General features: G+C 66.5%; 20 protein-coding genes and 1 pseudogene. 13 read left to right on the top strand and 8 right to left on the bottom strand.

Annotation, left to right across the window (positions count from 1 at the left end; translation table 11 throughout):
- The 7 genes and pseudogenes from Q0U08_RS08940 to Q0U08_RS08910 form a co-directional block, all read left to right on the top strand.
- A pseudogene (locus tag Q0U08_RS08940) lies at positions 1–628 on the top strand (glucose/galactose MFS transporter); the annotation flags it as partial.
- Between the two features lie 23 nt (positions 629–651).
- Entirely contained in the window at positions 652–1,383 is a 732-nt protein-coding gene (locus Q0U08_RS08935) for an SDR family oxidoreductase (protein ID WP_298091051.1), read from the top strand.
- 37 nt (positions 1,384–1,420) lie between these two features.
- Positions 1,421–2,278 (top strand): fumarylacetoacetate hydrolase family protein, encoded by an 858-nt coding sequence (locus Q0U08_RS08930; RefSeq protein ID WP_298091049.1) that lies wholly within the window; start codon positions 1,421–1,423, stop codon positions 2,276–2,278.
- A gap of 4 nt (positions 2,279–2,282) precedes the next feature.
- Positions 2,283–3,152: an amidohydrolase gene (locus Q0U08_RS08925; RefSeq protein ID WP_298091047.1), complete on the top strand. Its 870-nt coding sequence runs from the start codon at positions 2,283–2,285 to the stop codon at positions 3,150–3,152.
- Positions 3,149–4,195, top strand: coding sequence for an aldo/keto reductase (locus Q0U08_RS08920; RefSeq protein ID WP_298091045.1), 1,047 nt, complete (start codon positions 3,149–3,151; stop codon positions 4,193–4,195). The genes Q0U08_RS08925 and Q0U08_RS08920 overlap by 4 nt, the downstream gene beginning before the upstream one ends.
- Entirely contained in the window at positions 4,192–4,494 is a 303-nt protein-coding gene (locus Q0U08_RS08915) for a UxaA family hydrolase (RefSeq protein WP_298091043.1), read from the top strand. The genes Q0U08_RS08920 and Q0U08_RS08915 overlap by 4 nt, the downstream gene beginning before the upstream one ends.
- Complete coding sequence (locus tag Q0U08_RS08910; RefSeq protein WP_298091041.1) at positions 4,491–5,690, top strand: UxaA family hydrolase; 1,200 nt, start codon at positions 4,491–4,493, stop codon at positions 5,688–5,690. The genes Q0U08_RS08915 and Q0U08_RS08910 overlap by 4 nt, the downstream gene beginning before the upstream one ends.
- Positions 5,691–5,699: 9 nt before the next feature.
- On the opposite strand, the gene mgrA is transcribed toward Q0U08_RS08910, so the two are convergent.
- The 3 genes from mgrA to Q0U08_RS08895 form a co-directional block, all read right to left on the bottom strand.
- Positions 5,700–6,779 carry an L-glyceraldehyde 3-phosphate reductase gene (gene mgrA / locus Q0U08_RS08905; RefSeq protein WP_298091040.1) on the bottom strand — a complete coding sequence of 360 codons (1,080 nt, stop codon included), beginning with the start codon at positions 6,777–6,779 and terminating at the stop codon, positions 5,700–5,702.
- A gap of 96 nt (positions 6,780–6,875) precedes the next feature.
- Complete coding sequence (locus tag Q0U08_RS08900; protein WP_298091039.1) at positions 6,876–9,371, bottom strand: FtsX-like permease family protein; 2,496 nt, start codon at positions 9,369–9,371, stop codon at positions 6,876–6,878.
- Positions 9,368–10,042, bottom strand: a complete 675-nt coding sequence (locus tag Q0U08_RS08895; protein ID WP_298091038.1) for an ABC transporter ATP-binding protein — start codon at positions 10,040–10,042, stop codon at positions 9,368–9,370. Before Q0U08_RS08895 ends, Q0U08_RS08900 begins: the two co-directional genes overlap by 4 nt.
- A gap of 24 nt (positions 10,043–10,066) precedes the next feature.
- Here Q0U08_RS08895 and Q0U08_RS08890 point away from each other — a divergent pair, with 24 nt between their 5' ends.
- Positions 10,067–10,786 carry an arylesterase gene (locus tag Q0U08_RS08890; RefSeq protein WP_298091037.1) on the top strand — a complete coding sequence of 240 codons (720 nt, stop codon included), beginning with the start codon at positions 10,067–10,069 and terminating at the stop codon, positions 10,784–10,786.
- Positions 10,787–11,244: 458 nt separating this feature from the next.
- Here Q0U08_RS08890 and Q0U08_RS08885 read toward each other — a convergent pair whose 3' ends face one another.
- Positions 11,245–11,643 (bottom strand): hypothetical protein, encoded by a 399-nt coding sequence (locus tag Q0U08_RS08885; protein ID WP_298091036.1) that lies wholly within the window; start codon positions 11,641–11,643, stop codon positions 11,245–11,247.
- 277 nt (positions 11,644–11,920) lie between these two features.
- On the opposite strand from Q0U08_RS08885, the gene Q0U08_RS08880 reads away from it, so the two are divergent.
- The 3 genes from Q0U08_RS08880 to Q0U08_RS08870 all read left to right on the top strand — a co-directional run bounded on the left by Q0U08_RS08880 (position 11,921) and on the right by Q0U08_RS08870 (position 13,767).
- Positions 11,921–12,661 carry an SDR family oxidoreductase gene (locus tag Q0U08_RS08880; RefSeq protein ID WP_298091035.1) on the top strand — a complete coding sequence of 247 codons (741 nt, stop codon included), beginning with the start codon at positions 11,921–11,923 and terminating at the stop codon, positions 12,659–12,661.
- A 189-nt stretch (positions 12,662–12,850) separates the two neighbouring features.
- Positions 12,851–13,150: a chorismate mutase gene (locus Q0U08_RS08875; RefSeq protein ID WP_298091033.1), complete on the top strand. Its 300-nt coding sequence runs from the start codon at positions 12,851–12,853 to the stop codon at positions 13,148–13,150.
- A 155-nt stretch (positions 13,151–13,305) separates the two neighbouring features.
- A complete protein-coding gene (locus Q0U08_RS08870) occupies positions 13,306–13,767 on the top strand; it encodes an N-acetyltransferase family protein (protein WP_367271107.1) in 462 nt (153 codons plus the stop codon).
- Between the two features lie 60 nt (positions 13,768–13,827).
- Here Q0U08_RS08870 and Q0U08_RS08865 read toward each other — a convergent pair whose 3' ends face one another.
- The 4 genes from Q0U08_RS08865 to Q0U08_RS08850 all read right to left on the bottom strand — a co-directional run bounded on the left by Q0U08_RS08865 (position 13,828) and on the right by Q0U08_RS08850 (position 16,064).
- Positions 13,828–14,319, bottom strand: a complete 492-nt coding sequence (locus tag Q0U08_RS08865) for a DUF523 domain-containing protein (RefSeq protein ID WP_298091029.1) — start codon at positions 14,317–14,319, stop codon at positions 13,828–13,830.
- Positions 14,316–14,732 (bottom strand): NUDIX domain-containing protein, encoded by a 417-nt coding sequence (locus Q0U08_RS08860; protein WP_298091028.1) that lies wholly within the window; start codon positions 14,730–14,732, stop codon positions 14,316–14,318. Before Q0U08_RS08860 ends, Q0U08_RS08865 begins: the two co-directional genes overlap by 4 nt.
- An 85-nt stretch (positions 14,733–14,817) precedes the next feature.
- A complete protein-coding gene (locus tag Q0U08_RS08855; protein WP_298091026.1) occupies positions 14,818–15,546 on the bottom strand; it encodes a 3-keto-5-aminohexanoate cleavage protein in 729 nt (242 codons plus the stop codon).
- 167 nt (positions 15,547–15,713) lie between these two features.
- Positions 15,714–16,064: a putative quinol monooxygenase gene (locus Q0U08_RS08850; protein WP_298091024.1), complete on the bottom strand. Its 351-nt coding sequence runs from the start codon at positions 16,062–16,064 to the stop codon at positions 15,714–15,716.
- Between the two features lie 205 nt (positions 16,065–16,269).
- Here Q0U08_RS08850 and Q0U08_RS08845 point away from each other — a divergent pair, with 205 nt between their 5' ends.
- Both Q0U08_RS08845 and Q0U08_RS08840 read left to right on the top strand, forming a co-directional pair.
- Positions 16,270–17,247: an efflux RND transporter periplasmic adaptor subunit gene (locus tag Q0U08_RS08845; protein WP_298091022.1), complete on the top strand. Its 978-nt coding sequence runs from the start codon at positions 16,270–16,272 to the stop codon at positions 17,245–17,247.
- On the top strand, positions 17,247–17,930 hold a 684-nt coding region (locus tag Q0U08_RS08840), incomplete at its 3' end, for an efflux RND transporter permease subunit (RefSeq protein ID WP_298091020.1). The genes Q0U08_RS08845 and Q0U08_RS08840, both read left to right, overlap by 1 nt.

Raw genomic sequence — 17,930 nt, 5'->3', positions numbered from 1 at the left:
ATTCGTGGCGTTCCCGAAGAACCCGCCGCGCGAGGGGGGCGGGGCCGGGCAGGGCGGACGCTTTGTCGATGTGCTGCGCCACCCGCGGCTGATCGGCGCGGTGGTGGCGCAATTCTTCTATGTGGGCGCACAGGTCGGCCTGTGGAGCTACACGATCCGCTATGCGCAGGCGAATGCGGGCTTTGGCGAGCGGGCGGGCGCGGATGCGCTGTTCGTGTCGTTGGTGCTGTTCGCGGCCGGGCGTTTTGCCGGTGCCGCGTTGATGGCGCGGATGGCGCCCGTGCGATTGCTGTCGCTGTTTGCGGGCATATCGCTGGGGCTGGCGGTGGTTGCCGGCACGATCGGCGGGACGATCGGGCTGTACGCGCTGGTCGCCGCCAGCTTCTTCATGTCGATCCAGTTCCCGACGATCTTCGCGATCGGCATCGACGGGTTGGGGCCGCTGCGCCGGATCGGTGCCTCGTTGATCGTGATGGCGATCATCGGTGGAGCCGGCCTGACCGCGCTGATGGGGCTGGTGTCGGATCTGGCGGGGATCACGCATGCCGTGCTGGTTTCCGCGGCGAGTTTTGCCGTCGTCATGGCGTTCGCGATCCTTGTCGGTCGCGGATCCGTGAAGGCCGGCTGAGAGACGAAAGCAGGAGTAGCAGAGTGGACAGGTTGAAGGGCAAGCGTGCGATCGTCACCGGGGCCGGGCAGGGCATCGGCCGGGCGGCGGCGGAACGCTTCGCACAGGAGGGCGCCAGCGTGATCGCGGTCGATCGCAACGCGGACGCCCTGGCGACGCTGACGGGATGCGAGACACGGGTTCTGGACCTGACCGATGCGGCCGCCATCGCGGCGTTCGGCGCGGAGGCGGGCGGTATCGACGTGCTGTTCAATTGCGCCGGCTATGTCGACGCGGGCACGCTGCTGGACAGCCAGGATGCCGGCTATCGCCTGTCCTTCGACCTGAACGTCCATGCGATCACGCACATGCTGACCGCGCTGCTGCCCGGCATGATCGCGCGGGGCGGCGGATCGATCATCAACATGGCCTCGGTCGCGGGGCCGGTGATCGGCGTGGCGAACCGGTTCGCCTATTGCGCGTCCAAGGCGGCGGTGGCGGGGATCACCCGCTCCGTCGCGGTCGATTATGTCGGCGACAAGATCCGGTGCAACGCGATCTGCCCCGGCACGGTGCAGTCCCCGTCGCTGGACGAGCGGCTGGCCGCGACCGGTGACGAGGCCGCGGCACGGGCGGCCTTTATCGCGCGCCAGCCGCTCGGCCGGCTGGGCACCGCGGACGAGGTGGCGGCACTGGCGCTGTATCTGGCGTCCGACGAGAGCGCGTACACCACCGGCCAGTTGCACGTCATCGACGGCGGCTGGTGCATGGCCTGATCTTTTCTCACCTCATCATGATGCAAGGGTATTCGATATGAAGCTTTGTCGGTTCGGCGCTCCCGGTGCGGAGCGTCCCGGAGTGATCGATGCGGATGGCCGCATCCGTGACCTGTCGGCGCATGTGGACGACATCGGCCCCGATACGCTGGGTGCGGATGCGCTGGCGCGGCTGGCCGCGATCGACCCGGCGAGCCTGCCGCTGGTCGAGGGGGAGCAGCGTTACGGCGCCTGCGTGACGGGCACCCGCCATTTCGTCGCGATCGGCCTGAACTATGCCGATCATGCCGCGGAATCGAACCTGCCGATCCCGGAGGAACCCGTGGTGTTCCAGAAGTGGGTAAGCTGCATCCAGGGGCCGAATGACCCGATCGTGATCCCCAAGGATTCGAAGAAGACCGACTGGGAGGTCGAGCTGGGCGTGGTGATCGGCAAGCGCGCCAGCCATGTCGCGGAGGCGGATGCACTTGGCCATGTGGCCGGCTACTGCGTGATCAACGACGTGTCCGAGCGGCACTGGCAGCTCGAGCGCGGTGCGACCTGGGACAAGGGCAAGGGATTTCCGACCTTCGGGCCGATCGGTCCCTGGTTGGTGACCGCGGACGAGGTGGGCGATCCGCAAAACCTGTCGATGTGGCTGTCGGTGAACGGCAAGCGCGTGCAGGACGGCCACAGCCGCACAATGATCTTCGGCGTGGCGCAGATCATCGCCTATCTGTCGCAGTTCATGATGCTGGAGCCGGGTGACGTCATCACCACCGGCACGCCGCCGGGCGTCGGCCTGGGCCAGAAGCCGGAGCCCTGGTATCTGAAGGCGGGCGACGTGGTGGAACTGGGGATCGAGAAGCTGGGCGAGCAGCGCCAGGATGTCGTCGCCTGGACGCAACGCGCCTGATCCGATGAACGCGCGGCCGCCCTTCATCGATGCACACCTGCACATGTGGGATCGTGGGCGGCTGCGTTATCCGTGGCTGGACGAGGCCGACAAGGCTTCGATTGCGGGCAGTTATCTCCCCGCCGACTATCGGCGCGAGGCGGCGGCCTGGAACGTCGTCGGGGCGGTGCATGTCGAGGCGGGTGCGCATCCGGGCGACGCGGCGGCCGAGACCGGGTGGCTGGACGGCATGGCCGCGGCCGATGGCCTACCGGACGCGATCGTCGCCCATGTCGCGCTGGACGCCCCCGACGTGGAGGCGCAACTCGCCTTTCATGCCGGACATGGCCGGGTGCGCGGCGTCCGCCACCTGGTGAACTGGCATCCGACGGACGCAGCGCGTCGGGCGCACTCTCACGACCTGACCCGCGATGACGCGTGGCGGGGCGGCTATGCGTTGCTGGCGCGGTATGGCCTCAGCTTCGACTATCATGGCTTTCCGCCGCAACTGGCAGGCATGGCGGAGATCGCGGCGCTGAACCCGGACACGCCGGTGATCGTCGACCATCTTGCGCTGCCGATCGTGGCGGACGGGCTGGAGATGTGGCGCCATGGGATCACGCGGCTGGCGGCGATGCCGCATGTGTCGATCAAGCTGTCCGGCGCGGGGTTCGTCGGCGCGCCCTGTGCCGATATCGTGCGCGAGGTGATCGACCGTTTCGGCACGCGCCGGGTGATGGTGGCGACCAACTTCCCCACCGACCGGCTGTTCGCGACGATGGACGAGACGCTGGGCGCGTATGAAGCCCTGCTGGTTGATTTTTCCGAGGATGAGCGGCGCGACCTGTGGGGCCGTAACGCCAATACCCTTTACAGAATGGGACTGACGCTGTGAACGATATCGCTCGCCGCAAGGTGGGACACACCGGGCTGACCGTGACCGAACTGGGATTCGGTGCGGCCTCGCTGGGCAATCTGTATCAGCCGGTGGCCGACGCCGATGCCCGGGCCGCGATCGATGCGGCGCTAAATGCCGGCATGGCCTATGTCGATACCGCGCCGCATTACGGACGTGGCCTGTCCGAACGACGGGTGGGCGAGGCGGTGCGGACGCGCGCAGGCGTGGTGGTCTCGACCAAGGTCGGGCGGCTGATGGACCCCGATGCCGGCATCACCGACGACCGTGAACGCGACGGCTTCCGCTCGGCGATGCCGTTCCGGATGCGCTACGACTACAGTCATGACGGCATATTGCGCAGCCATGAGCACAGCCTGCAACGGCTGGGGCTGGGGCGGGTCGATCTGCTCTATGTCCATGACATCGGGGGATATACGCACGGTGAGGCCGCGGATGACTATTGGCGGCAACTGACCGCGGGCGGCGGACTGAAGGCGCTGGCGCGGTTGCGCGACGAAGGCACGATCGCCGGCTTCGGCATCGGCGTGAACGAGATTGCGGTATGCCTGGACGTGATGCGCGAGACGGCGCTCGACGCCATCCTGCTGGCCGGGCGCTATACGCTGCTGGAGCAGGATGCGCTGGACACGCTGCTGCCCGAATGCGCGGCGGCCGGCACCTCGATCGTGATCGGCGGGCCGTATAACAGCGGCATCCTGGCGACGGGCACGAAAGGTGGCGGGGTGCTGCACCATGATTATGGTCCCGCGTCGGAGGCCGTGGTGGCGAAGGTGCGCGGGATCGAGGCGGTCGCCGACGCCCACGGCGTTCCCTTGCCCGCCGCCGCGCTGCAGTTCGCGCTGGCGCATCCGAGCGTCGCCAGCGTGATTCCGGGACTGGGCAGTGCGGCGCGCGTTCGCCAGACGATCGACCTGTACCACGCGCCGATCCCCGCCGATTTCTGGGCCGAGTTGCGCCACGAAGGCTTGCTGCGCGCCGACGCGCCGGTTCCCGCCACCACTCCGGAGATGCCCGCATGACCCCGCCGGCCGCCATTCGCCTGTCGCCCAGCGACAATGTCGTCGTCTGCTGCCGGTCGATCGAAGCGGGTGAGACCTTCGTCGTGGAGGGCCAGCCGCTGACCGTGACGCAAGCCGTGCCGATCGGCCACAAACTGGCGCTTTTCGCGCTGGCCCCGGGTGACAAGGTCTTGAAATACGGCATGCCGATCGGATCTATGACGATGGCGGCCGACCCTGGCGGGTGGGTCCATATGCACAACATGAAAAGCGATTACATGCCGGCACATCTGCGTGACGCGGCGGGAGACCAAGCATGATCGAGGCATGGCTGCGGCCGGACGGGCGCAAGGGCATCCGCGACGCCATCGTCGTCGTCTATCTGGTGGAATGCGCGCACCATGTCGCGCGGCGCATCGTGGACAAGGTCGATGATCCACGGGTGCAGTTGATCGGCTTCCCGGGCTGTTACCCCAATGATTATGCGCTGGCGATGATGAAGGCGCTGATCGTACACCCCAATGTCGGTGGCGTCGTGCTGATGTCGCTGGGCTGCGAAAGCTTCAACCGCGAGGCGCTGGCGGCGCATGCGCGCGAGAATGGCCGTCCGGTCGAGACGGTGGTGATCCAGCAGTCGGGCGGCACGCGCGGCGCGATCGACGCCGGGCTGGCGGCGGTGGCGCGCGTCGGCGCGATCGCCGATGCGCAGGCGGTGCGCGTGCCGATGGCGATGTCCGAACTGGTGGTCGGTACGATCTGCGGCGGGTCCGACGGGACGAGCGGGATCACCGGCAACCCGGCGGTGGGCCGCGCCTTCGACACGCTGGTCGATGCCGGCGCGACCTGCATCTTCGAGGAAACCGGCGAGATGATCGGCTGCGAAGGCCACATGGCCGAGCGTGCCGCCAGCCCGGCCGTGGCGGAGGCGCTGATCGCGTCGGTCCAGCAGGCCGAGCGCTATTACCGCGCGATGGGCTATGGCAGCTTCGCGCCGGGCAATGCCGAGGGCGGCCTGTCCAGCCAGGAGGAGAAATCCGCCGGCGCCTATGCCAAGTCGGGCAGCCGCGCGATCGACGGGGTAATCCTGCCCGCCGAACCGGCGCCGGCGCCGGGCCTGTACCTGCTGGACGTGGTGCCGCCGGGCGATCCCAAGTTCGGCTTTCCCAACATCGTCGACAATGCCGAGATCGGCGAGCTGATCGCGTGCGGCGCGCATGTGAACCTGTTCGTCACCGGGCGTGGGTCGGTGGTCGGCTCCGCCATCTCCCCGGTCATCAAGATCTGCGCGAACCCTGAGACGTATCGCCGCATGGAGGGCGATATGGACGTCGATGCCGGACGCATTCTGGAGGGTCGCGCGACGCTGGACGAAGTGGGGGCGGAGATCGTGTCGCTGATCGCGGCGGTTTCGGCCGGCGCGCAGACCAAGTCGGAGGCGCTTGGCCATCAGGAGTTCGTGCTGACCTACAAGGCGTCAGCCCCGGCCGGACCGGCTTGCCTGCCGGTCGCGGCCTGAGCGCGACTGTCAGGCGGCGGACACACCCTGCGCCGCGGGCAGGGTGACGATGTCGGACGACCCCGCCCACAGGTTGATGCCGCCATCCGCCGCCGCGTCGTCGATCGCCGACAGCTCCTCGGGCGCGAAGTCGAGGCTGTCGACGGCGGCGAGTGAATCGTCGAGCTGATCGACGGTCCGCGCGCCGATCAGCGCGGAGGTGACGCGCGGATCGCGCAGCACCCAGGCGATCGCCATCTGCGCCAGCGTCTGCCCACGTGCGTGGGCGATGTCGTTCAACTTGCGGATCGAGGCGATGTTCTGCTCGGTCAGCAGTTCCGTGGACAGGGATCCACCGCGGCTGGCGCGCGCGTCCTTGGGGATACCACCCAGATACTTGCTGGTCAGCATCCCTTGCGCCAGTGGCGAGAAGGCGATGCATCCGGTGCCCAGATCCTCCAGCGTGGCGAGCAGGTCGCGCTCGATCCAGCGATTGAGGATCGAATAGCTGGGCTGATGGATGAACAGGGGCACGCGCTCTTCGGCCAGGATCGCGGCTGCGCGGCGGGTAAGGCCGGGATCGTAGGACGATATCCCGACATAAAGCGCCTTGCCCTGCCGGTGGAGCTGCACCAGCGCGCCCATCGTTTCCTCAAGCGGCGTGTCGGGATCCACCCGGTGCGAGTAGAAGATGTCGACATAATCGAGCCCCATCCGCTTCAGGCTCTGGTCGCAGCTTGCGATCAGATATTTCCGCGAGGAACCGATATCGCCGTACGGACCGGGCCACATGTCCCATCCCGCCTTGGTGGAGATGATCAGCTCGTCACGGTGGGAGCGGAAGTCCGCGGCGAAGACCCGCCCGAAATTCTCCTCCGCCGAGCCATAAGGCGGACCATAATTGTTCGCGAGGTCGAAATGGGTGACGCCGCGATCGAACGCACGCCGCAGGATCGCACGGCCCACTTCATAAACATCGTCGCCCCCGAAATTCTGCCACAGGCCCAGGCTGATCGCGGGCAGCTTCAGGCCGCTGCGCCCGGTACGGCGATAGGGCATGCCCTGTTCATAACGGGTCGCATCGGCAGTGTAGGGAACGGAAAACGGCATTGGAACCTCCAGGGACATATTGGACCATCGAACCCCATAAGCGGTTCCGATGGCAGGAATGACGACGCTGTGGGGCAGCGGCGCGATGAAAACTTTCTATAACGTCCGCAGGGCTGCAGCAGGCCGGGCCCGCAGCACGGGCAGCGTAGCGGCGATCCCGATGCCGATCGTCACGCCGGCACCGCCCGCCAGCGTCGCCAGTATCACGGCCCAGTCGGGCATCCAGTCGAACCCGAACACCTGCGTCACCACGAACCAGCCGCCGCCTACGCCGAGCGCCAACGCCACCGTGCCGACGATACCCGCCAGCACCGCATATTCGATCGCCTGGGCGGCGAGCACCTGGCGCCGCGTGGCGCCCAGCACCTTCAGCATGACCGCGTCATAGGTGCGCGCGGCCCGCGCCGCGGCGATCGCACCCAGCAGCACCGCGATGCCGGCCAGCACGGCGATCCCGGCGGCGGCGGTGATCGCGGTCGCCATCTGGCCGACCACGTCCTGCACCTGTTGCAACACGCCGCCGACTTCGACCACGGAGGTCGAGGGAAAACGGGGCAGCAGCGCCCTGGTCACCGCGGGGGCCTTGGCGGCGGGCATGTCGATCGTCGCGGCAAGGTTGTGCGGCACGTCGCCCAGCGCGCCGGGCGAGAACACCATCACGAAGTTGAAGCCCAGCGTGTCCCATGCGATCCGCCGGAACGAGGCGATACGTGCCGTGCGCTCCAGCCCAAGGACCGATATCGTCAGCGGATCGCCGACCTTGAGCTGCAGCGCATCCGCCAGTCGCGCGTCGATCGAGACGAGGCTCTGGCGTGCCTCGGCCGCATTCCACCACCGCCCCGCGGTCAGCGTGCTGCCGGGGGGCAGGGTGGCGGCGAAGGTCAGCCCGCGCTCGCCGCGCAGCGCCCAGGCGCCCTCCGGGATCGTCGCCAGATCGGCCACCCGGGTCGTGCCATAGCCGGTGATCGTGCCCCGCATCAGCGGGACGGTGGCGATCCGGGCCTCCGGGGCGACCATGGTAACGCTGCGGCGGAATGCGCTCTCGCGATCAGGCGGCACGTCGAGCGCAAACAGGGCGGGCGCGCGTTCGGGAACCGAGCGGCGGATATTGCCGTCGATGCTGGTGCGGATGCTGGCGAGCAGCACGAACAGCGTGAGGCCGAGGCCGAGCGCGACGACCAGCGATACCGTTCGCGATCCCGGCCGGTGCAGCGCGGCGAGCGCAAGCCGGGCGAGCGGTGTGCGGGGGCGGGGCAGGCGTGCCGCCGCCGCGCGGATCGCGGCGCCGATACCGACCAGGATAGCAAGCGTCGCCGCCGCACCACCCAGAAAGGCCGCGGCGAAGGCGGGGCGGCCGGTGGTCAGCAAGGCCAGCACCACGACGGGGATGCCGGCCGCCACCGCCCAAAGGATCCCTCGCCAGCCGACGCCCGTGCGCGCGTCCAGTGCGCCCCGCAGCAGCGCCGCTGCCGGTACCCGCCCGGCTGCAACGAGCGGGGGTGCGCAAAAGGCGAGGGCGATGAGCAGGCCATAGGCCGCCGCCAGCGCGAGCGCTGCCGGTGCAAAGGTCCATCCCGGGGCAACCGGCAGCACCGCGCCCACCGCGATCCCGACCAGCGGTACCGCGACCATGCCCGCGATCAGCCCCAGGACGATGCCGGCCCCGGCTACCGCCAGTATCTGGAGCAGATAGATGCGCGCGATCATGGCCGAGGTTGCCCCGAGTATCTTCAGCATCGCGATATTCGTGCGGCGCGCCTCCAGGTACGACGTCACGCCATTGCCGACGCCGATCCCGGCGATCACCAGCGCGGCAAGCCCGACCAGCGTCAGGAACTCGCCCATGCGCGCGACGAAGCGGCTGGCGCCGGGCGAGGCGCGATCACGGGTGCGGGTTTCCCAGCCAGCGGTGGCGAAACGGCGCTCGAAACGCCGGGCGTCCGCTGCCGGATCACGCGCTGTGGCGATGCGATATCGGGTGTCATACAGGCTGCCGGGCTGGATCAAGCCGGTGCGATCGAGGCCGGCGCGCGAGACGATTGCGACGGGGCCGAGGGTGAAGCCTTCGCCCAATCGATCGGGCTCGTCGGCGATTATCCCGCCGATGCGAAAGCGCGCGGTGCCGAAGCGCAGCGCGTCGCCCGGGCGCACCAACAGCCGCTCCGCCAGCGCCCGCCCGATCCAGACCTCGTCGCCTGCCGGTGCCCGCACCGCGCGACCATCGACCAGCGTCAGCCGGCCATAGAGCGGATAGGCGGCATCGACCGCTTTCAGTTGGACGGGGGCCGTGGTGCCGCTGGCGGTGACCGCCATCGACTGCATCCGGACGGTTTCGGAGAGTTTGCCGAGCGCGCGCATCGCCGCCTGTTCCGCCGGATCGGCCAGGCGCTGCGACACCGACAGCTCCAGATCGCCGCCAAGCAATATACGTCCCCGCGCGGCGAGCTCGCCGCCGATCGCCTCGCCGAGACTGCCGATCGCCGCCAGCGCACCGACCCCCAGAAACAGGCAGAGCAGCAGCAGGCGCAGCCCGCGAAACCGTGCCGACAGCTCGCGCCGGGCGAGCCGCCAGGCCAGCAACCAGCCGCTCACGCCGCGATCCGGCCGTCGGCGAGTTCGATCACACGGTCGCAGCGCCGGGCGAGTGCGGGATCATGGGTGATGACGACCAGGGTCGCCGCCGTTGCGGCGCGGCGATCGAACAGCAGATCCATCACGCGCGTGCCCGTCGCGGCATCCAGATTGCCGGTCGGCTCGTCAGCGAACACGATGTGGGGGCGGGGGCCAAGCGCGCGGGCGATCGCGACGCGCTGCTGCTCGCCCCCTGAGAGCTGCGCGGGATAATGGTCCAGCCGGTGCGACAGGCCGACCGCGGCAAGTTCCGCCGCGGCGCGCGCGAAGGCGTCACGCTCGCCGGCCAGTTCCATCGGCACCGCCACATTCTCGCGCGCGGTCATCGTCGGCAGCAGGTGAAAGGCCTGAAGCACGATGCCGATCCGGCCGCGCCGCGCGATCGCCAGGCCGTCCTCGTCCAGCGCGCCGAAGTTGGTGCCCGCCACCTCGACACGGCCCGAGGTCGCGCGCTCCAGACCGGCAAGCACCGCCATCAGCGAGGATTTGCCCGAACCCGACGCGCCGAGCAGCGCCAGGCTTTCGCCGGCCGCGACCTCCAGATCGATGCCCTTCAATATCTCGACCGGCGCCGCGCCGCCCAGCGTCAGCCTTACATCCGCGGCCCGGATGACCATATCGCGTGCGACCATGTTTTCGGGGATTCCAGAACAACGATGACGAAGACGCCCTATGCGGCAGGCGCCGTGCTTATCCAAGCCGCACTACTGTCCGCCTGCGAGGCGCAGCGTGACGAGGCGCTGCCGGTCACCAATGTCGCGAGCCCCGCACCGACGGCGATGACAGGCAAACCCGTTTCCGGACCGAAGCGCACGGTGCTGGCCTTTGGCGACAGTCTGTATGCCGGCTATGGCCTGGCGCGCGGCGAGAGCCTGCCCGATGCGATCCAGGCGCGGCTGCGCGGGCAGGGGATCGATGCGACGGTGGTCAATGCCGGGGTGTCGGGTGACACCACCGCCGGCGGGCGGCGCCGGCTGGCCTATACGCTGAACCAGTTGAAGACACCGCCCGATCTGGTGCTGCTCGGACTTGGCGGCAATGACGTGCTGCGTCAGGTCGATCCGGCCGAAACGCGCTCGAACATGGCGGCGATGCTCGAGGAGCTCGAGCGGCGGGGCATTCCGGTGATCCTCACCGGCATGATGGCGCCGCCCAATCTCGGACCGGATTTTGCCGGACGGTTCAACAGCATCTGGCCGGACCTTGCACGCGAGCATGACGCCGTGCTGGACCCGTTCATCCTGCAAGGCGTGATCGGCAATCGCCAGTTGATGCTGCCCGATGGTGTGCATCCGAATGCGGTGGGCGTCGGGCGCATGGCGGACCGGGTCGCGCCGTTGGTGGCCAAGCGGCTGACGACTTTGCCGGCTGACTAAGCGATCGGCCTCCGGCATCCAGATCCGGATTTCCTCGGCGTGAGGGGGCATAGACACCCCCCTCACACGGGCGCAAACATGTTCCTGCGAGTTAGAGAAGACATATTCTTCGCCACATAGAAATGACGCCGTCTGGTAGCAGCGGGGGCAGCGTGGAGCCATCCAAACAGCGCAGCGCTGCCCCCGCTGATGCGATCACCTCTCGGCTCCTGACCCCGGACCCGCTGCGCCAGCAGCGGGCTCGGTCACGCCAGTTTTCGAGCGCTCGAGCTTTCCCGAAACTCCGTCTCCGATGCCGCATTTCGGGAAAAGGCAATCGGGAACATATATCGGGAGAATCAGCCCCGGAGCCGCGAGGCGTAGCCGGTTTGCGGCCCAGGATCTCGTTCGACCTTCGTTTTCGGGAACGGCTGAAGCGCCCATGATCGGCCGCGCAACAGCGAACCGATGGTTGGGAGCTAACGGTCGAGAGCTGACGCTGGATCAAGTTGACGGCTTTTCGCTTCCAACGAACCGAGATCAACATCGAATTGATTGAGCGCCTTCACAAACCTGGTGCTTCGAACAACATCGCTCGGGGTGCATTGCTTCAGCAGCACCACATCGAAGCCTGGATCACTTCCGAGGACCGAGGCTTCCTTCTGCTTCAACGCCTCGATCCGCTTCTCAAACCGACGACGGAATATACGACCTTGCTGTTTCGCGACCTGTCGGTCGCAGGAGTAGGCACCCCGCTGGTATGGGTCGAGGTAGTAGAGTTCTTCGCTAATCCGGCGAGGCTTCGCGGCATCGGCGCCGCTCACCGTTTGCATTGCCAAAGCGAGTGTTAGCTGAAATATCAATTCAACCTCGCGCAAAGCTCATTCCGCACTAGCACAGAACCGTAGCTTCGGGAACGATCGGGCCGAGCGGAACAGCAGTCATGCCACTTCATGGCCGGGCAGCATGGTCGTAGCAACCTGCTTCCGGAAGGGGGGGCGTTGGCGTCCGTTTTCCATTTCTCGATCCCCATCGGGAAGGCCCCGGCCGTCTCGGTCGCCGTTCGTTTTGGGGAAGGTCGAACGGCAATGTTGTCGCTGCGCTCGCAACGCGGCTACCGTGCGCCACGGCCGAGACGCTTACCGAGGGAAGGCGATGCGAGTTCACGACGGGAAGGTTGCCATCGTGATCGGTGGAACACGCGGCATCGGTGCAGCGATCAGCCGAAGATTGGCGGCTGATGGCGCGTCGGTTGGGGCGACGTTTCTAAGTCGATCAGATGACGCCGAACGTCTTTTGGGCGAGCTACGCTCGGCAGGAGATCATGCCCTCATGGTGCAGGCGGACGTCAGTGATGCCGGGGCGCTCAACGATGCCATCGATCAGATCGTGAACCATTTCGGCCGCCTTGATATTCTGGTGAGCGTAGCCGGAACAGCGATTGTAGGACCGCTTGAGGCTTATCCGGACGATGCGTTCGACCGCTCTTTTGCGCTCAATGTCAGAGCGCCCTTCCTCGCGGCAAAGAAGGCGGCAGGTCTGATGACCGAAGGTGGGCGGATCGTCACGATCGGAAGCGTCGTGGCGGACAGGATGCCCGGCGCAGGCGGCACGCTCTATGCGGCGAGCAAAGCGGCGTTGGGGGGCATGACGCGCGGCTTGGCCCGCGATTTGGGTGAGCGAGGCATCACCGCCAATCTGGTGCAGCCAGGGCCGATCGATACCGAACGCAATCCAGCGGATGGGCCGAATGCCGTCGCAAATCGCAGCCCGCTTGCCATCCTCCGACACGGTACGCCAGACGAAGTTGCGAACCTTGTGGCGTATCTCACCTCACCCGAGGCAGGCTTCGTGACCGGCGCGACATACAATATCGATGGCGGTTGGACGGCGTGAGCAGCCGCTGTCTGAGGTGATCGCCGCTGATCCGGCTTTCCCACTCAACCATCCCAAGGGGAATGGCTCGGCCCTCCCACGGCTCGTTCCCAATCGGGAAGGGACAGACCGCTCCCTGTGGACGCTAGGCGCCAAGCCCGGCATGAGGCTGTTGCTCTATCGACCACCTCTCAATCTGACGGAGTTACTATGGACGTGAGTTCCTTGGACGATGTTCGATCGAACATCGACCGGCTCGATCGAGAGATCATCAAACTTATCGCGGAGCGTGGCACGTATGTTCATCAAGCCGCCAAGTTCAAAACTTCTTCGGCCGATGTAGAGGCTCCAAAGCGGGTCGAACAAGTCATTGCCAAAGTCCGCTCGATCTCCGAGGAGGCTGGGTTGGAACCCAGCGTTGCAGAGGCTGCATACCGTGCAATGATAGCGGCCTTCGTCACGGTCGAGCATGAAGCTTTTCAGAGGCAGCAGACCGCGACGGGAGTCTGAGGCCGTTGGCGTCTTAGTTACTGCCTTCCCAAAACTCGATCCTCGTGGGAAAGCCTCTGCTTTCTCGCCGGAACCGGGACTGAGGTTCCATCGGCCTTTGCAGGCCGTGTCCACCGGCGCATAAGGTCTGCACCGGGGGCAGAAGTTGGGACTATATGGACACTCGCATAGCGTCACTAGATGATGCGGCAGCAATGAGCCGAATTCTCCGCGAGATAATCGCGCATACAGGTCGAGAACGGCCCAGCGATGAAGCGTTCGTGACCCGGCAATACATCGCTAACACGGCCAGTGTTCGTTGCACGGTCGCGATTGACGACGAAGGGGATGTTATCGGCTTTCAGTCCTTGGTTCGAGCCGAAGCGGACAACCGTTACGACGTACCGGCGGGCTGGGGGATCATCGGCACCCACATCAGCCCGCGCGCGCATCGACAAGGCGTAGGGAGCGCGCTGTTTCGATCTAGCCGGGAGGCGGCAGAAGAAGCAGGACTAGAGAAAATCGACGCCTATATCGGCGCTGATAACCCTTCGGGACTTCGCTACTATGAAGCGATGGGCTTCCAAACCTACCGAACGCCAGAAGGCATCGTGCAAAAGGTCTATACGGTCGGCTAGCACGACCCGGCCCGTGCCTTCCCGATACTCGATCCCGATGGGAATGGGCGAGCGCTTACCTCACCCGTCGAGCGCTGCTGCGAGAGACGAAATCTCCGCCTGCGAAAATACGACAATGCCATGCTGTCGGAGCAGAGCGGCAGTCACGCCCTCACCATCAATCCGACGACCTTGGAAGCTGCCGTCATAGATAAAGCTGCCTCCACACGACGGGCTTCCATCCGTCAGGAGCGCGTATCTGCAATCGTGCCGGGTAGCATGTTCAAGGGCGATCCGCGCGCCTGCGAGATAGGCTTCGGTCACGTCGGTGCCGTCCGCCTCGACGATGCTACCGTCCCGTTCAATTACGGCTGCTCCGCTCGCCCCACGTGCAATCTCTGCTGGTGGCCGAGGTGTCGGTAATCCCGCCATCACCTCCGGGCAGACCGACACGACGCGGCCTTCGCTGATCCAGCGATCCAGCAGCGCGTGTTCAAGAGTCTTCGCCGAACCGTTGTATCGCACCGGCCTGCCAAGGAGGCACGCGCTGACCAGCACCTTGGCCGGCGTCATGCGTTCGCCGCAAGGGCAGAAAGCAGGGGCAGCACATGGTCCCTCGTCAGCGGCGCAAGCGGCATCGCATCAGCGGTCGCCCGGTCCGCCCAAACGGCTTCCTCGATCTCAAGGCTAGGTATCGGATTATGTGCGATACGGACATGGAACAGCTCTGCCTGAACCGATCGCCCCGGCTCGTTCGCGGCCGGAGCGGTGAAGCAGCCTAAATGCCGCGTCATCGCACGATCAACGGAGAAGCCAATTTCCTCGTGCAATTCGCGGCAGAGGGCGTCGACCGGACTTTCCCCCGCCTCGATCTTTCCCCCTGCCTGCATGAACCATTTCGTGCCAGCTTTGCGGACCAGGAGTGTTCGCCCTTCGCCGTCGTCGATCAGGGCGGCAGCTATTCGGATGGTCTTGGTGTCGGGCATAGGCCATTCATTGCGCTAGCGGACCGAAACGGCAAGCGAGAGCGCCGGGATTCCCGTTTCACCATCCCATTGGGAATGCGCTTGGTCAGCAACGCTTCGCTATGCCGTCGATCAGCGTGCGCGCAGATATGACGAGATGGGCATTGTCGCGCGCGGGCTGTCCGTCCGGCAATACGACCACATCCTCCATGCCGGTCCTGATGCCGTGTCCGCGCTCCAGAGCTCGTAGGTTCACCGCCCAGCACGAACCGTCAAAGCCATGATGAACTTGCGGGAGCGTGATCCCCCCATCGGCCAGGATCGCTTCCATCGCGGCCGCGTCCCGCGAGGCCGTCTCTGGATCAGGATCAAGGGGCTCGATCAAGACCCGGTGACACCGACCGGGCAAGCTAGACGCCACGAAGCGATATGCGTCGTCCGGGCACAGCAATCCGGCTTCGATCCCCACGCCGCGCGAGAGGAGATATTCGGCCAGCTCTACGATCCCGGCTTCACCCTGATTAGCGGTCACGAGATCGGGCAGAACCTTCCATTCCTTGACCATCGCGAGACGGCGCAAGGGATCGGAGACGATGCTGGCCGAAGTCGTGAGCGAGACAGGAACGCCGGGGCAGCGCCTGCGGATGGCCGCAACGACTGCATCGCATTCCACAGCGTTCAGCGTTTCCCGCCCGGCTGCATCATAAGCGTGGACATGGACGGAATGCGCTCCGGCTCTCACCACCGCTTCCGCGTCGGCCGCTATGGCATCGGGAGAATGGGGAACGGCGTCGTGCTGTCGATTCCCGTTCAGCGCTGCTTGTAGAAACGTCACGACTTCCCCTGCACGTCACGATCATTGCCGTGCGATCCTAAACCGGCGTGCCAGGCCGGTGAAGGCCGATCGAGCGTGGCTATTCGATGGTTCGCGCTTTCCCATTTCACCATCGAATATAGGGAATTTGGCCGAGCATTTGGGTTGGCGCAGTATGGTGCCAGGCCTTAATCCGTAAGCCGCATGAACGGCGTATAGACCTTCACGCCATGCTGCTCGACACCGGCTCGCAACTCAGGACTGGGATCGCCCCATAGTTCTCCCTCCATGTCCACGATCTTGAAAATAGCTGCTGCGTTGTCCCCCATGTTCTCGAAGTGAGCAAGATGCGCTTCGGGACTATCATATTCTTCATAGACGACAGCTTCAGTCCCGTCATCGTTCATGAATATGTCATACCGGATTGTTCCGGGGTCCTTCTCACGCGCAAGCCGCATGCAGTCTTCCGAGAGCCGCTTGAACTCGTCTGTCTTGCCAGCCTTTATCTTGAAGCGAGCGACAGCCTGTATCTTTCCCATTCATTCCTCCGGGCTCGTGCGAGCCAACGCCGCATCGTCTCGTCGGTCGCATAATCATCATTCACGCCTGTCATGTCACCTTCCCACAAAGGATCGGTTCCGAGAACGCCCGCGCCGTCCCGCTGGCCGTTCCCAATTGGGAAACATTGGGACTTTGTATAGTCGGCTCCAGTGAGCCCCATAATCGCCCGGCTAAGCCGGCACGATGCGCCAGACCCTTCTGCTAATCCCGATCCTGCTCGCCGGCTGCGGCGAAAAGGCTGCGAAGCCGCCCGCGCCGCCCGCTCATGCGGAGACGATCGCCCATGAAAGCGAATTGCTGAAGCTGACGTTGACGCCACAGGCTCAGCAGCGTCTCGGCATCGCGCTGGTGCGGGTGGGCGGAGGAACGGCCGCCGCCACGCGCGAGGTCGCCGGCGAGATCGTCGTGCCGCCGATCAGCGCCAACGGCGTGCCGGTCAACTCGACCACCAACCTCCAGCAGATCGGCAGCCAGCAGGCGGCGGCCGACGCCGAACTGGCGCGCGCCACGGCGCAGGCGAGGTTGGCGAGGATAGCGCTCGACCGGGCGGAAAGCCTGGTGCGCGAGGAAGCCGGTAGTGTCCGCGCCCGCGATGAAGCCGCAGCGGCGCTGGCCGCGGCGCAGGCCGCGCTTGGCGCTGCCCGGCAGCAGCGACGGTTGCTCGGGCCGGCGGTCGCCGCGCTCGGCTCGCAGCCTGTCCTGTGGGTGCGCGCGTCGGTGTTCGGCAGCGACATGGGCGATGTGCGCCGCTCGGACAGCGCGACGGTGCGCACGCTCGGCGATGGCGGCGTTCCCCGTGCCGCGCGCCCGGTCCAGGCGCCACCTTCGGCCAACACCGCCGCGGGCACGGTCGACCTGTATTACGCCGTCGACAATCGCGACCGCGCCTTCCGCGTCGGTCAACGTGTCGCGGTGGATTTGCCGCTCGCCGGGCAGACCGAGGGACTGTCGGTGCCGTCCGCGGCGATCCTCCGCGATATCCACGGTGGCGAGTGGGTCTATCAGCGGACCGCGCCCGACACATTCGTCCGCCAGCGCGTCGAGGTGGCCTCGGAAAGCGGCGGACGAGCGCTACTGGCGCGTGGGCTGACGGCCGGCGCGCAGGTCGTCACCGATGGCGCGGCCGAGCTGTTCGGCACGGAGTTCGGGGCGGCGCACTGATGCTGAGCCGGCTCGTCCGTTTCGCGCTGGCGCAGCGCGTCCTCGTCCTCGCGCTCGCCGCCTTGCTGGTCGTGTTCGGCGTCCGCGCCGGGCGCGACGTGCCGCTCGACGTGTTTCCCGAGTTCGCCCCGCCGATGGTGGAAATCCAGACCGAGGCGCCGGGGCTGTCGACCGAGGAGGTCGAGAGCCTGGTGACGGTGCCGATCGAGACGGCGGTCAACGGCGTCCCCGGGCTGATGACGCTGCGCTCGAAGTCGGTGCTGGGCCTGTCGTCGGTGCAGATCCTGTTCGAGCGCGGGTCCGACGTGATCCGCGCCCGCCAGATGGTGGGCGAGCGGATCGCGCAGGTGCAGCCGCGGCTGCCGCTCGCGGCGCGTCAGCCCGTGCTGATGCCGCCGCTGTCCTCGACGAGCCGGGCGATGAAGGTCGGGTTGTCCTCGACCAAGCTCGACCAGATGCAATTGTCCGAGCTGGTGCGCTGGACGATCCGGCCGCGGTTGATGGCCGTTCCGGGCGTCGCCAACGTGGCGGTCTGGGGACAGCGCGACCGGCAGCTTCAGGTGCTGGTCGATCCCGACCGCCTGCGCGCGGCCGGCGTGACGCTGGCCGAGGTGCGCGCGGCCGCGGGCGATGCGGTGCTGGTGGGCGGGGGCGGGTTCGTCGACACGCCCAACCCGCGGCTC

Source organism: uncultured Sphingomonas sp., from assembly GCF_946477935.1.
GTDB lineage: Bacteria > Pseudomonadota > Alphaproteobacteria > Sphingomonadales > Sphingomonadaceae > Sphingomonas.
This window is presented reverse-complemented; position numbering and strand designations above follow the sequence as displayed.

Excerpts from the sequence above, each read along its gene's own strand:
- Q0U08_RS08930 (WP_298091049.1), top strand. The coding sequence starts at position 1,421 with ATGAAGCTTTGTCGGTTCGGCGCTCCCGGTGCGGAGCGTCCCGGAGTG.
- Q0U08_RS08925 (WP_298091047.1), top strand. The coding sequence starts at position 2,283 with ATGAACGCGCGGCCGCCCTTCATCGATGCACACCTGCACATGTGGGAT.
- Q0U08_RS08915 (WP_298091043.1), top strand. The coding sequence starts at position 4,192 with ATGACCCCGCCGGCCGCCATTCGCCTGTCGCCCAGCGACAATGTCGTC.
- Q0U08_RS08910 (WP_298091041.1), top strand. The coding sequence starts at position 4,491 with ATGATCGAGGCATGGCTGCGGCCGGACGGGCGCAAGGGCATCCGCGAC.
- mgrA (WP_298091040.1), bottom strand. The coding sequence starts at position 6,779 with ATGCCGTTTTCCGTTCCCTACACTGCCGATGCGACCCGTTATGAACAG.
- Q0U08_RS08895 (WP_298091038.1), bottom strand. The coding sequence starts at position 10,042 with ATGGTCGCACGCGATATGGTCATCCGGGCCGCGGATGTAAGGCTGACG.
- Q0U08_RS08890 (WP_298091037.1), top strand. The coding sequence starts at position 10,067 with ATGACGAAGACGCCCTATGCGGCAGGCGCCGTGCTTATCCAAGCCGCA.
- Q0U08_RS08880 (WP_298091035.1), top strand. The coding sequence starts at position 11,921 with ATGCGAGTTCACGACGGGAAGGTTGCCATCGTGATCGGTGGAACACGC.
- Q0U08_RS08875 (WP_298091033.1), top strand. The coding sequence starts at position 12,851 with ATGGACGTGAGTTCCTTGGACGATGTTCGATCGAACATCGACCGGCTC.
- Q0U08_RS08870 (WP_367271107.1), top strand. The coding sequence starts at position 13,306 with ATGGACACTCGCATAGCGTCACTAGATGATGCGGCAGCAATGAGCCGA.
- Q0U08_RS08865 (WP_298091029.1), bottom strand. The coding sequence starts at position 14,319 with ATGACGCCGGCCAAGGTGCTGGTCAGCGCGTGCCTCCTTGGCAGGCCG.
- Q0U08_RS08860 (WP_298091028.1), bottom strand. The coding sequence starts at position 14,732 with ATGCCCGACACCAAGACCATCCGAATAGCTGCCGCCCTGATCGACGAC.
- Q0U08_RS08850 (WP_298091024.1), bottom strand. The coding sequence starts at position 16,064 with ATGGGAAAGATACAGGCTGTCGCTCGCTTCAAGATAAAGGCTGGCAAG.
- Q0U08_RS08845 (WP_298091022.1), top strand. The coding sequence starts at position 16,270 with ATGCGCCAGACCCTTCTGCTAATCCCGATCCTGCTCGCCGGCTGCGGC.